At 42.9% G+C, this 12818-nt stretch carries 13 protein-coding genes; 1 reads left to right on the top strand and 12 read right to left on the bottom strand.

Translation table 11 applies throughout. The annotated features are described in order from the left end of the window. Position 1: 1 nt before the first annotated feature. The 4 genes from JAZ75_RS19520 to JAZ75_RS19505 form a co-directional block, all read right to left on the bottom strand. Positions 2-454: a nuclear transport factor 2 family protein gene (locus JAZ75_RS19520; protein ID WP_208697792.1), complete on the bottom strand. Its 453-nt coding sequence runs from the start codon at positions 452-454 to the stop codon at positions 2-4. Positions 455-541: 87 nt separating this feature from the next. Next, positions 542-2764, bottom strand: a complete 2223-nt coding sequence (locus tag JAZ75_RS19515) for a xanthine dehydrogenase family protein molybdopterin-binding subunit (RefSeq protein ID WP_208697789.1) — start codon at positions 2762-2764, stop codon at positions 542-544. A 31-nt stretch (positions 2765-2795) separates the two neighbouring features. Continuing rightward, positions 2796-3437, bottom strand: a complete 642-nt coding sequence (locus tag JAZ75_RS19510; protein WP_208697787.1) for a hypothetical protein — start codon at positions 3435-3437, stop codon at positions 2796-2798. 40 nt (positions 3438-3477) lie between these two features. Then, complete coding sequence (locus tag JAZ75_RS19505) at positions 3478-3936, bottom strand: (2Fe-2S)-binding protein (RefSeq protein ID WP_208697785.1); 459 nt, start codon at positions 3934-3936, stop codon at positions 3478-3480. Positions 3937-4210: 274 nt separating this feature from the next. Here JAZ75_RS19505 and JAZ75_RS19500 point away from each other — a divergent pair, with 274 nt between their 5' ends. Next, on the top strand, positions 4211-5341 hold the full coding sequence (locus JAZ75_RS19500) for a cysteine desulfurase family protein (RefSeq protein WP_208697782.1): 1131 nt from the start codon (positions 4211-4213) through the stop codon (positions 5339-5341). A gap of 8 nt (positions 5342-5349) precedes the next feature. Here JAZ75_RS19500 and moaCB read toward each other — a convergent pair whose 3' ends face one another. The 8 genes from moaCB to JAZ75_RS19460 all read right to left on the bottom strand — a co-directional run bounded on the left by moaCB (position 5350) and on the right by JAZ75_RS19460 (position 12765). Continuing rightward, complete coding sequence (gene moaCB / locus JAZ75_RS19495; RefSeq protein WP_232789274.1) at positions 5350-6264, bottom strand: bifunctional molybdenum cofactor biosynthesis protein MoaC/MoaB; 915 nt, start codon at positions 6262-6264, stop codon at positions 5350-5352. 1 nt (position 6265) lies between these two features. Beyond that, positions 6266-6694 (bottom strand): molybdenum cofactor biosynthesis protein MoaE, encoded by a 429-nt coding sequence (locus JAZ75_RS19490; protein WP_208697778.1) that lies wholly within the window; start codon positions 6692-6694, stop codon positions 6266-6268. Further along, positions 6695-7792: a HesA/MoeB/ThiF family protein gene (locus JAZ75_RS19485; protein ID WP_208697776.1), complete on the bottom strand. Its 1098-nt coding sequence runs from the start codon at positions 7790-7792 to the stop codon at positions 6695-6697. Position 7793: 1 nt separating this feature from the next. Next, positions 7794-8024: a MoaD/ThiS family protein gene (locus JAZ75_RS19480; protein ID WP_208697768.1), complete on the bottom strand. Its 231-nt coding sequence runs from the start codon at positions 8022-8024 to the stop codon at positions 7794-7796. Between the two features lie 117 nt (positions 8025-8141). Then, on the bottom strand, positions 8142-8876 hold the full coding sequence (locus JAZ75_RS19475; protein ID WP_208697766.1) for a sulfite exporter TauE/SafE family protein: 735 nt from the start codon (positions 8874-8876) through the stop codon (positions 8142-8144). A gap of 6 nt (positions 8877-8882) precedes the next feature. After that, complete coding sequence (gene glp, locus JAZ75_RS19470; protein WP_208697759.1) at positions 8883-10646, bottom strand: gephyrin-like molybdotransferase Glp; 1764 nt, start codon at positions 10644-10646, stop codon at positions 8883-8885. After that, positions 10646-11626: a GTP 3',8-cyclase MoaA gene (gene moaA, locus JAZ75_RS19465; RefSeq protein ID WP_208697757.1), complete on the bottom strand. Its 981-nt coding sequence runs from the start codon at positions 11624-11626 to the stop codon at positions 10646-10648. The genes glp and moaA overlap by 1 nt, the downstream gene beginning before the upstream one ends. Positions 11627-11634: 8 nt before the next feature. Next, positions 11635-12765, bottom strand: coding sequence for an XdhC family protein (locus JAZ75_RS19460; protein ID WP_208697755.1), 1131 nt, complete (start codon positions 12763-12765; stop codon positions 11635-11637). Positions 12766-12818: the final 53 nt, after the last annotated feature.

Genomic DNA, 12818 nt, shown 5'->3' with positions numbered 1-12818 from the left:
ATTAGTGTTCAATTTTATGCGTATCACGCACACTACTAAAGGTCATGGCCAGCATCTTCCAATCTTTCTTTTGCTTTTTGTACACCTCCGTTACCGTAAACTCTGTTACTGCATCATTTCCACGCACATCAGCTGTTAAGGTAATTCTATTCCAAACAATTGCAACATCGCCTACGATCTCGACCGCTACATCATGAATAGCGGCTTTCTTATACCAGATTCTACCGGTTTTTATAATGTCGAGTTCTTCATTCTTCTTCCATGTTCCGCTCATATGAACAAACTTTGACTTATCATCGAATAATGCTGCGAGTTTATCGACATTCTTATCAGCCATCCACTGCCACTTCAATTTCGACAGTTCCTTCACTTCTTCTACTGCATTCATTTTTTGTGCAAAAGACAACTGCACTGTCAAGACAAATAAGAGTAATCCAAAAATAGCTTTTTTCATTTTTTATTGTTTTTATATTAAAACTGATGTTCTTTAATTTTCATAAATACGATTAATCCTCCAATTAGACGAAAGGCTAATAGAGAATTAACCCTGCGCACCGTGAGCTAAGTATTGTTTCATAAAAGGTTGGTTATAGTATCGTTTACCAGTATGGTGAAAAAGAGCATTGGCAACAGCACCGAACATCGGCGGAAATACCGGCTCTCCCATACCTGTGGGGTTTTCCTGATTTTGCACAAAATGAACTTCGATATGTTTTGGACACTCATTCATACGAATGATCCGATAAGTATTGAAGTTGCTTTTCTGCGGTACTCCATCTGCGAACAATTGTTCTCCGTATAGTGCATTTCCAATACCGTCAATCACCGCACCTTCCGCCATATTGACGGCTGCATCCTGATTCACCACAATACCACAATCGACGCTTGCAATCGCCTGCACAACATAGGGTTCATTATTCTTAACGCCTATATCGACCAAAGCCGCAGCATAGGTATTATGGCAAAAATAAGCCGCAATGCCTCTCCCTGTACCATCGGGTTTTTTAAGTAAACTGGCTTTCTCCTTCAACAATTGCAGGACACCTGCGTAACGTGATGCATCATAATCATTACGTTGTCCAACAGGACGTTCTTTCGCCCTTTTAAGTAATTCCAGACGGAAATCGATCGGATCTTTTTTCATTTCAACAGCCAGTTCATCCAAAAATGACTGCTCTGCGCTAGCCATAAAATTGGATCGCGGTGCACGAAATGCTCCGATCGTAATATCGGAATCAACCGCCCAGGATTCGGCTAAATAATGATCAACCGCTCCCGCCGGAAATCTATTTTCATGTAGCGGAGATTCCGGTATTCCCCCAGCCTTGACATGAAATCCGATCAACTGATTATTGTTATCTAAAGCAGCCCGATATGTTGCACTGTAAGTAGGTCTATAAATACCATATGTCGCTTCATCTTCACGGGTATACATCAATTTCACAGGAGCATTTAATTTCTGAGAGATCACGGCGGCCTCCACCAGATGATGTCCATAAGCCCTGAGTCCAAAACCGCCACCCATACGGGCGAGCTTAATCTTTATCTTTTCTTTAGGCAACCCCAATCGGGCCACCAACGTCGTTGTGATGACCTCCGGTGCCTGGATAGGCGCATATAATTCCGCTTGATCTGCCGTTACATGAGCAAAACAGGAAACGGGCTCCATGGTATTGTGAACCAAAAATGGTGCTGTATACGTTCGCTCAATGATGCGAGCAGCATTTTTAAATGCAGCATCCGGATCTCCGTCCTTACGTTTAACTTCCCCTGGAATCTTCGCATATCGATCCATTTCTGCATAATGACCAACTGTACTCTCCAGTTGAAGCGTGTCTTTATTCTTCCTTTTTGAGGCCGTTTGCAGTTCCAATTGCAGTTTTTTCTTTGCTTGCATCACTTCCCAGGTAGAAGTACCCACAACTACAGCTAAGCTGCCGAAACTCATCGTATCAAAATAATTGCGCGTATAGTCCTTTGCTAGCGGTTCAATCAGAAAAACATCCTTTATCCCCGGCATTTGACGTACTGCAGTATCATCAAACGCTGTGATCTCCTGCCCAAAGGCTGGTGGATGTACAATCATAGCAATTAACATATCCTCCTGCTTATAGTCGCTGGTAAACAAGGGTTTACCCGTTACAATATTATCCAGTTCCACATTCTGCTTTGACGAACCTATTATTTTAAAATCAGCCACATCCTTTAACTTCACATCTTTTGGTAACGGAACTTGGGCTGCCTGAGAGGCAATTTCACCGTAAGTTATTTTTTGATCACTTTTTTTGTGGAAAATGATACCAGCTTCTGTATGAATTTCGCTTAGCGGTACCGCCCATTTTTCAGAAGCTGCAATGATGAGCATCTGCCGTGCAGTAGCTCCCGCTGTTCGCAACACCGGCCAAGCCTGACGAACCGACTGACTACCACCAGTGAACTGGCGTCCATATCTTTCTGGAAAAAAATCAGCCTGCTCCACCGTTACTTTCTCCCAGGCTACATCCAGTTCCTCTGCGAGGATCATCGGAAGAGATGTCTTTACATTCTGTCCAAATTCAGGATTGGGATTAAATAATAGTACATCACCATTTGGGTAAATTTTGATATAGCTGTTCAATTCAATTATAGCATCGGCTACTGGTCCTGGCTCACTTGCCACCGCTCCAGCACCCGGCCAGTTGAAATGTAAAATCATTCCGCCACCGGCTAAAAGCGCGGCTTTTAAAAAAGATCTTCTGCCTAGCGTCGTTTTATCTGTTGTCATCGCTTATTTCTTTGATTTTTTGAAAAAATAATTACTTCGTGGGAGCATAAGCACCTGTTGTCAACCAGGTAATCCAAGCTTCTTTAAAAGCAGAATGACTAATCGGAGGCAGTGTCCTTCCTTCTCCGGGCTCCCAGCCCCATTTTACCAATCCATCATCCGCATGCGCTATCAATGCTTTTAGATCTTTATTTCCATTTTGTTTTCGGTCTACCAACTGCTTAGCCAATTCATATGCACTTTTTCCTTCAAAGACCATTTTCATATCCGCAGGTGGAAGATGCCAATTCGGACTTCCTGGCGGAGTTTTCAATCCTGCTGTATTTTCATCCTGATGGCAGTTATTACATTTCATGGTCAGCATTCCTTTTCCTTCAGGCCCGCGTTTCGGAAACATCGCATGCAACTTACGCTCATCACCCTGAAGAGGAATATCACCGCTTGGATGGCAATTCACACATCGGGGACTCTGTAGCACAGCATATACTTTTTTAAACGCTTCAACAGACTGTATGCTATCTTTCTTGACCCTGATATCCGGTTCTAATGTATTTTCAGATCGCGAATCACTTGTAAAAGCAGAAACCAGAACCGTTAAAAACAGACCGATGACACCCAAAGTCAATGCAAGCTTGTAAGTACCTTTGCTTCTTATATTATTTAATATTTTCATGAGCTATTTTTTAGCAGATTACACATCTATACATAACCATTTATTTCTTTTGCAATGATGCAGCATGATGTATGGCCTGACGAATTCGAGAATAAGCTCCGCAACGGCAGATGTTTCCGGTCATGGCATCATCAATATCCTGATCAGTTGGATTCGGCCGTTCACGTAATAATACAGCTGCCGACATGATTTGACCGGCATGACAGTAACCACATTGGGGCACATCCACATCTTTCCAGGCAACTTGCAATGGATGGTCACCTTTTTCAGAAAGACCCTCAATCGTGATCACCTCTTTGCCAACTGCGCGTTTCATTTTTGTAACACAGGATCTTACCGCTTCACCGTCCATATGGACCACACAAGCACCGCATTGTGCTACTCCACAGCCGTATTTTGTTCCAGTCAAACCGACGACATCACGTAAAAACCACAGCAGTGGCATCTCTTTATCAATAACGACCTCGTATTCCTTTTTGTTAATGCGAATGGTTTCCATAATTGTGTATGTTAGTTGTTATATAACAGTCTGTATTCATCATTTGTTTATTTTGGGCTTATCCTCTTTCTTTCAGATACTTTGGCTCTCCACTTTCAAAAGCCATCACATCATGATCTTAGTCTTAAAAATATGTATTTTTCACCTATACCTTATCGGGCACAGCACAAAACAGTAATATTGGTAGAAGAATCCGTAAATTGGGTTGTTGATTACAAGCAAAACGATGCTTTTTGAACCCATCCTCTCAAATTAATTCAGTACATTTATGGCTATGCAGTCATCAATCGTATACCTCGACTATAATGCCACTACACCCGTTGATGATCGGGTATTAGAACGGATGTTGCCCTTTTTCAAGCAGCAGTACGCCAATCCCAGCAGTCCCCATCTTTTTGCATTGCAGGCTCAGGAAGAGATTGATTTTGCTCAGCAAGATCTTGCCCATTTAATTAATTGCCGTACAAGCGAACTGACTTTTACGTCAGGAGCCACAGAAGCGATCAATATGGCGATAAAGGGGCTGACCTATGGTCACCGTAAACATATCATTTGTGCATCCACAGAACACAATGCAGTACTTGAATGTTGTCGTTACATGGAAACTAAGGGATATGCTGTCACTTATCTGCCTGTAGATAAAGATGGCATCATCGATTTAAAAACGCTGGAGGATAGCATTACAACAGATACGGCGCTAGTTTGTGTCATGCTTGTGAACAATGAGACAGGTGTTATGCAAGATATACCATCAATTGCCACCCTAACCCATCAGGCGGGAGCATGGTTCCTGTGCGATGCGACACAGGCTGTCGGCAAGATTCCGATTGATGTAAAGCAGATGCAAATTGATTTTATGCCGATTTCAGCACATAAGTTTTACGGTCCTAAAGGTATTGGCGCGTTATATACCAATCCTGCTATTGGTTCACTGGAACCCTTGCTGCATGGAGGTCGGCAACAGCAAGGTATGCGAAGTGGCACCCTCAACGTTCCGGGTATTATAGGAATTGGAACTGCCGCAGCTATCGCAAAACAGGAAATGACAAATCAAAATAAGCTAATTTTAACGTTACGCGATACCCTGGAAAAATCCATCTTAGAAATCGATGAAACTTTTGTCAACGGCCACCTGCACAAACGTATCTTCAATACAACAAATATCAGCTTACGAGGTCTACACTCCCAAGAAATGATACTTGCACTGGGCAACATTGCTGTTTCCAGCGGCTCGGCATGTTCATCCGTAACACACAGACCTTCTCCGATATTGCAAGCTATGGGACTGAAGGATGAAGATAATCTCAGTGCGATCCGGTTTAGTTTAGGTCGGTTTACAACTGAACATGACATCGATTACACCCTGGACAGAATCAAGAAAGTTGTTACCAAAATTCGTGGATAGCTAAAAAGCTATCCGTGTCCCTGATTATCCTGAACACGAAAAACATGCAAGAGCTGTGGGAATAGCGCTTTCATACTTTCTTTCACCCCATTTGTTGAACCTGGCAATGTCAAGACCAGCATACGGTCAGCAAAACCCGCGACCGCTCTGGAAAGCATCGCCGTTTTTACAAATTGCTGGCCATACTGTCTAGCAATTTCCATCACACCCGGCAATTGTCTGGTTAAATAGGGTTGCACAGCCTCAGGTGTAACATCCCGGTCAGACACTCCCGTGCCGCCCGTATAGATCAACATATCGATTCCTAATTCTTTGGAAACCTGCAATTGATGTTGAATAGCATCAATTTCATCCGGCACAACCTCAAATCGAACGACGGCAATACCATAATCTTCCAGTAACTCTTGCAATACAAATCCAGAGCGATCTTGTTTTTCGCCTGAATAGACCGAATCGCTACAAACCACAACTGCAGCTTTTATCGACCTGTTTTCTAACAGATGTACATGGTCACTTTTACCTCCCGATTTGTGCAATAACCGAATCGAGCCGATTTCAACATGTTTATCGATCGGTTTTAACATATCGTACAGCACCAGTGCGGCGACAGAAGCACCATGCATCGCTTCGACTTCTACACCGGTTTTATAGATCGTGTGCACGGTTACCGAAATCTTAATTGTGAGTTCTTCAATCTCAAAATCTATTGCTGCATATTCTATTGGCAACGGATGGCAGTCCGGGATGATATCGCTCGTTTTTTTTATGGCAAGCAACGTCGCCGCACGGGCAAACTCATAAACGTTTCCCTTCGGAACCTGTCCGTTTTTGATGGCATCTACCGTTAGAACATGAGAAGTAACCACAGATGCTGTTGCTACCGCTTTACGCAACGTAGCGGTTTTATGTGTAATATCGACCATCTTAATTATTTTTTTTCCACTGATGTGTATCGTCCTCAAATAGCTCTTTTCCCCAGATCGGAAGTTCTTTCTTGATGTGCTCCACGAGCTCATGGCAGGCCTGCTGTGCATCTGCGCGGTGTTTAGAAGATACAAATACAAAAAGGCACAATTGGCCGGTTGGCACCGTCCCTAAACTATGGTACACATGCATACAGATGAGCTTATACTTGGCAAACATTGCCTCTCTAATGGTATCCATTTTTTCTATAGCCATCTGTTCGTAAGCTGTATATTCAATTGCGGCTACGGATCTACCGTCTACCACATCGGCCCTGATCTGTCCCAAGAATAACTCGTGGGCACCGATAGCTGTTTTACTGCTATGTGCTGCAATACTCTTCGCGATCTGATCTGGAGAAATGGCTCCCTGCACAAATATATTTTTCATTTATTCTGCTTTATTAATACTTAAATATGAAATAATGCCACCCGCCAGGTGACTTACCCTCTTTGCGGAACCAAAATGCGCTTTCAGCTTTCCCGCGGCATGTAAACTGCGTTTTCCGCTTTGACATACCACAATAATATGTGTGGCCTTTAATTCATCCAAATGGTCAAACAGTATTGACAAAGGGATCTCCTGTGTTGCGATCGCAAATGACGGTTCCTCATAGGATTCCCGGATATCAACCAGACTGACGTTCTTATCCTGCAGATAAGATGCAATTTCATTGGGATATATCAAGCTGATATCCTGTTCCAGGTGTTGATTTTGTGAAGTATCCGTGCTCGTTTGTACAGTGTAACCATCAGTACTTTGCGGATTAGGAGTGATTGATAAGATCATGGATTGATAAGTCAAGACATTAAAAGTCATTAATTTATTGACCAATGGAACTCCTATACCCGTTATTAACTTCAACACTTCGGTGGCTTGCATCAGTCCGATGATCCCCGGCAAAACACCTAATACACCATTTTCTGAGCAATTTGGAGCTTCTTCAGCACTCGGGACTTGTGGAAATAGATCGCGGTAATGACAGACAGTTCCATCATCATCAGCGACATTAAAGATCGCTATCTGCCCTTCGTATTGATAGATCGCCGCAAAAACAAGCGGTTTTTTCAAACGTGTACAACAATCGTTTATGACATAACGTACCGCAAAATTATCCGTACAGTCAACAACGATATCATACTGTGAAACAATAGCATTACCATTACTATCATCAAGCAACACAGGATGTCCAACGATTGTGATAGACGGATTATTTTCGCTTAGCTTCCGCACAGCAACTGCGCACTTTAACTGCCCAAGATCTGCGGTGCTATATAGGGTCTGGCGTTGCAGATTACTCAGTTCTATCGTATCAAAATCAACGATACCGATACGCCCAACACCTGCCGCAGTCAGATACTGCAGTACCGGACAGCCTAAACCTCCAGCTCCGACAACAAGTACCTGAGCCGCGGTAAGCTTTTCCTGCGCCTCATAACCAAAACCTGGTAAACTGTAATGCCGCTCATATCGTGGATCCCAATGCATATTACCCTCCCGAAAATGGTGGCAGAAGTGCTACCGTATCCGATTCCTGTAACAGAACCAACTCTTTTGTAATCTTTCCATTCACTGCAAGCGCCATTTTACGGTTTTCGAGTAAAGGAAACTGCTGGATTAAACTTGTTAACAAATTTTCCGTATCCACTGCTTCTATAAAGAACTCTTTCTCTACAATTTCTACAAGCGGTCCAAATGCAAGTACTTTAATCTTATTCATCTCTTATTCAAATTAAGCATTCTTTTTATCTGATGAGACATCCCATAGGGATCATGCTCGTCAAAAGTCAAGACATATCTATCCAATTCTGATCACTATTGCTTTCTTACCGCGCAGCTATGCCGAAGTAAAGAGCAATTTATAGGCGGCAACGAGTAACACTGTTGCCAGTACATATTTTAAAACATCCTGATTAAACTTTTTAGAACCTAGATAAGCTCCCAAAAGACCGCCACTAAATGCGATGACAATATATAAAATCATATTGGAAGTCAACGTAATACCCTGTGTCAACATTCCTCCCAATCCTGCCAATGAATTGACAAAAATAAACGCGGCACTGATCGCCGCAGTTTGCTTCTGGTTCGTCCATAGCAACAGGATCAAAATAGGTGAAAGAATAATGCCTCCCCCTATACCGATCATTCCGGACAGAAGTCCTATGATAGCACCCAACAATATCGAAATCCATTTTACCGGAGGCACCAGGCGATCGTCTTCCACATTCTTAAAAAAGAAAAATCGGACTATTGGGAGCAACAATAAGATTCCTAATATTTTTTTATAAAGATGATCATCGATCGATAGCATACCGCCCAGAAAAGCAAAAGGTATAGATGCCAGCGCTATGGGTATAAAAATCTCTTTTTTAAAATGATTGCCACGGTAATACTGAATAAAGGCAGTTAAGGAAACAAATAAATTCAGGAACAGTGCAGTAGGTTTCATTTCTTGCGGTGCCACGCCATACAAAGCCATTAAAGCCAGGTAACCGCTCGCTCCGCCATGCCCAACAGAGGCATATAAAAAAGCAACAACAAATAAAATAATAAAAAATATTTCGGTATCCATAGATTTTTAAGGCAATACGATTACTTGGACTTTTTCACCTGCCCTAATACCAGTAGATTCTTCCGGTATCACGAGCAGGCAATTGGCCTGGGCATAAGATTGTAGACGGTAAGATTCCTGTGCATGCAGGGGCAATACCTTACCGTCCATTAAATGAGCTTTTATAAAATGTGTTAATCCACTGTTTTTTGGATAGTCAACGGTAGTCACCGCTTCGCCATAGCTAACGGAATCTGGTCGTTGCATCATCCTATCAATAGCCGGTAAAACATACAGATAGAAGCAGGTTAGCGCTGAAGAAGGATTTCCCGGCAACCCAAAAACGATAGTTTCATCTGTAGTGCCAAAAAACAATGGTTTTCCTGGTTTCTGTTTGACTTTATGAAAATGAGGACGCACCGACTGCGCCAGAGCACTTTGCACCACAAAATCATAATCACCCACACTCACGCCTCCCACCAGCAGCACCAGATCCGAAGCTAACAAAGCCTGTCCCAAGATCTTTTCCAATGCGGCAGGATCATCTGCAGCGTGAAAAACCTGAACCGTTTCGATACCTGCCTTTTGAAGTGAAGCACGCAGTTGAATCGAGTTTGAGTCGTATACTTGTCCAAAGGAAAGTGGCTGACCCACTTCCTGCAGTTCATCACCTGTCACAATGATTGCTACTTTTGGCGGTTCAAAAATCAGTAGCTTCTCACAGCCGATACCTGCTAAAAAACCCAGTGCAGCAGGCGTCAGTACAGTTCCCTGCGCAAGGGCCCATGTTCCTTTTGCAGCTTCGCTACCTTTTTCACGTACATGCATTCCGATGATTAAATGCTCGTCAGCAACTATCATCCAATCTCCATCACGACTCACCTTTTCCTGCATGACCACGGTATCCGCACCCGCTGGAATTGGTGCACCCGTAAAGACGCGCATCGCCTGTCCGGACAATAGCGTTACGTCCGACTGTTTTGCAGCCCGCATTTCGCCCACAATTTCCAATCGGTTATTGCGGTCCTCAAATTTTAATGCATAGCCATCCATCGAAGACTGTCTAAAACCCGGAATATCATATTTTGATATGACTTCCTCTGCAATAGTATATCCCAAAGCTTCTCCTAAAGTTTTTATACCTGTACGAACAAAATGGCTATGTTTTTTAATAATCGCGTTTGCTTCCGATACTGAAACCATTTCCTGCATTAAATATTTTAGATCAGCAGGCTCATCAATGTCGACAGCTCCATCAGCAAAAGCAATTGCAACAACATCGTCAGGATATGCTGTTATGATTTTTTTAGCACCCTGATCTCCCTGCAGCTGCTGTAACAATGGAAAATAGGTGTTTCTGAACAGTACCGGCACACCCAAAGTATCCGCATAGGCCGATGCAATAATACCCTTATGGCTTTCAAACTGGCTCTCAAACAATTGTGTAAAATGATGGGCTTTAAGAAACGGTTGATCACATACTGAAAAGATGCACCGAGTTAGCAATGGATGATCGTTTAACAACGTCTCCATTCCTTTACGGATAGACGAGGCCATTCCCGTAGACCAATCATCATTGTAACAGATTTTTACATCATGGTCTACAAGTGTTCCGGCCACAGCTTCAGCATTTGCGCCCACAACTACGATCACACAAACAGGATCGCTCGCCAGCGCTTGTTCTACAGCATGTTTAACTAATGGCTTATGCTGATAATCCAGAAGTTGTTTTGCAGTCCCTAAGCGTGAGGAACTACCCGCTGCTAATATTATTATACCTGTATCCTGCATTACCCTCCAATGGTTATCATACTTCTATTTTGTAATTTATCCGCATCTATTTGCGTAAAATCAGTGGCTAATTGGCCCCCTAGAGCAAAAGCCTTTGCCTGGATATTCGCTTGAATCAACGGTAATATAGGCTGTCCCAGCCGATGGGCGGTAAGTAAGTCCGTTTCATGAGTAGAAAAGAGACAATTTTTCAATTTACCATCTGCCGTTAAACGGATCCGGTTGCAGCCTGCACAAAAAGGTTCGCTCATGGTACTGATGACGGCGAATGATCCGCGGTGGCCTGCGATATGAAAATGTTTTGCTGTATCGTGTATACTCCCCACCTGTTCGTGGATGGTATAACTTTTTTGGATCACATCTTTTATTTCCCGGAAAGTAAACACCTGGTTATTGGTCCATTTATTACCAGAAAAAGGCATAAATTCAATAAAACGAACCTCTAATGGCCATTTTTCAGTAAGCGCGACAAAATCAGTGATTTCATTATCGTTCAGCCCTTTCATTACCACCACATTCAATTTACAGGTTATGCCGGACGCTAACAATAGGCCAATATTTGACCAAACACGGTCAAAAAGATTTCTACCTGTTATCTTATGGAATTTTTCGGCATTTAAGGTATCTAGACTGATGTTGATACTGCTAAAATTGGCCGCTTTGATCATGGGCATTAAAGCATCCACCCTTACCCCATTGGTGGTACAGGTCAGTTCTACCGGTAAAGTGGCCAGTCCTGCTAAAATCAGAGCTGCATCTTTACGTACAAAAGGCTCCCCACCGGTTAAGCGTATTTTCGTAATTCCCTGCGATACAAAAGTCTTAGCGATCGCTAAGATTTCATCGGGCTGCATCAGTTTGGCATGTGCCGCAAAGGCATACTCCTCTTCGGGCATACAGTAAAAACAGCGCAGATTGCAATTGTCCGTAAGAGATATACGAAGATAAGTATGTTGGCGCCCAAATTTGTCAAATAGCATAATAATGGTTAAAGGATTGGAATATTCTCGTGCATCTTAGCTGTACGGTCACGAAGTGATGCAGCTGATCGTCGGTGTAAAAAAGATTTGACCTCCGCAATAATCGAGAGTGCTATCTCTGCCGAGGTTTCAGCTCCGATATCCAGACCAACAGGACCATGCATTTTTACCTGCTGCGGTTCTTCTATGATGCAACCATCTTCTTGTAATGTGTTAAGCAAACGTTCAAACCGCTTTTTAGGTCCTAATAAGCCAATATAAGAAACAGATGTCTGTAGTAAATGCTTGAGAACATCTTTGTCATAATTAAAATTGTGCGACATTAAAACCACTGCGGTATAGGCATCGATATCAATATGATGCAAAAACTCACTGGCAGCTGCAGTGATCACTTGTTTTGCTGCAGGAAAACGATCAACTGTTGCGTGACTGGCCCTACCATCAACAATGCTGACTTCCCAGCCAAGCATAGCCGCCATCGCCGTTACGGGCTGTGCATCATTTCCTGCCCCTACTAGTACCATATGAATGGGCGGAATATGGTATTCCAATAATAGCTCATAATCCACATTTTTATATTCTAAAACCGTTCGCATCGTGGCCTTACTTCTGCTTACCTGCTCCATATAAGCAAGCATATCTTCACCTGCAATAAGCGGATTGGTTCTTAAAACGGTTTCATTTTTCAGTCGTATACCACATGTACCGGGCTGTTCAGCATAGCGATCCAATGAGCAGATCGTGACCACAAGTGCTGGTACCCGTTTATCGGTTGTTTTTTTTAATAAGGCAATCGGATTTTGAGGATCGCTCGGGTCAATATATTCAAATAGTAGATGTACAATACCATTACAGCCCAATTGTATACCGAGGGTTGCATCGGCTTCATTTGTGGTATCATAAGTTACCAATTTATTAGTTTGCTGCTGGAGCGCTAGCATCGCCCTGCGGAGTGCATCACCTTCGAGACATCCCCCACTGATCGCTCCCGTCATCTCTCCATATTCAGATACCAGCATGCGTGCACCTGGCATCCGGTAGGATGAACCCTCTACCTTAACAACGGTAGCTAGCACCGTTTTATAACCCTGCGATTCAGCGGTATCGTATGCGGCAATTATGGTTTTTAATTCACTCATCAAACAAAATTCAATAACTCGTTAAACACTTATTTTACAAAAATTTAAACAAC

The organism is Sphingobacterium sp. UDSM-2020 (assembly GCF_016132525.1).
Classification (GTDB): Bacteria; Bacteroidota; Bacteroidia; order Sphingobacteriales; family Sphingobacteriaceae; genus Sphingobacterium; species Sphingobacterium anhuiense.
The sequence above is the reverse complement of the archived record's forward strand: the minus strand, read 5'-3'. Positions and strand labels throughout refer to the sequence as shown.

What these genes read in the sequence shown, in the direction of transcription:
- moaCB (WP_232789274.1), bottom strand. Translation starts at nt 6,264, where the DNA reads ATGGTCGATATTACACATAAAACCGCTACGTTGCGTAAAGCGGTAGCA.
- JAZ75_RS19490 (WP_208697778.1), bottom strand. Translation starts at nt 6,694, where the DNA reads ATGAAAAATATATTTGTGCAGGGAGCCATTTCTCCAGATCAGATCGCG.
- JAZ75_RS19500 (WP_208697782.1), top strand. Translation starts at nt 4,211, where the DNA reads ATGCAGTCATCAATCGTATACCTCGACTATAATGCCACTACACCCGTT.
- JAZ75_RS19515 (WP_208697789.1), bottom strand. Translation starts at nt 2,764, where the DNA reads ATGACAACAGATAAAACGACGCTAGGCAGAAGATCTTTTTTAAAAGCC.
- JAZ75_RS19485 (WP_208697776.1), bottom strand. Translation starts at nt 7,792, where the DNA reads ATGCATTGGGATCCACGATATGAGCGGCATTACAGTTTACCAGGTTTT.
- JAZ75_RS19505 (WP_208697785.1), bottom strand. Translation starts at nt 3,936, where the DNA reads ATGGAAACCATTCGCATTAACAAAAAGGAATACGAGGTCGTTATTGAT.
- JAZ75_RS19520 (WP_208697792.1), bottom strand. Translation starts at nt 454, where the DNA reads ATGAAAAAAGCTATTTTTGGATTACTCTTATTTGTCTTGACAGTGCAG.
- JAZ75_RS19475 (WP_208697766.1), bottom strand. Translation starts at nt 8,876, where the DNA reads ATGGATACCGAAATATTTTTTATTATTTTATTTGTTGTTGCTTTTTTA.
- JAZ75_RS19510 (WP_208697787.1), bottom strand. Translation starts at nt 3,437, where the DNA reads ATGAAAATATTAAATAATATAAGAAGCAAAGGTACTTACAAGCTTGCA.
- JAZ75_RS19480 (WP_208697768.1), bottom strand. Translation starts at nt 8,024, where the DNA reads ATGAATAAGATTAAAGTACTTGCATTTGGACCGCTTGTAGAAATTGTA.
- JAZ75_RS19460 (WP_208697755.1), bottom strand. Translation starts at nt 12,765, where the DNA reads ATGAGTGAATTAAAAACCATAATTGCCGCATACGATACCGCTGAATCG.
- glp (WP_208697759.1), bottom strand. Translation starts at nt 10,646, where the DNA reads ATGCAGGATACAGGTATAATAATATTAGCAGCGGGTAGTTCCTCACGC.
- moaA (WP_208697757.1), bottom strand. Translation starts at nt 11,626, where the DNA reads ATGCTATTTGACAAATTTGGGCGCCAACATACTTATCTTCGTATATCT.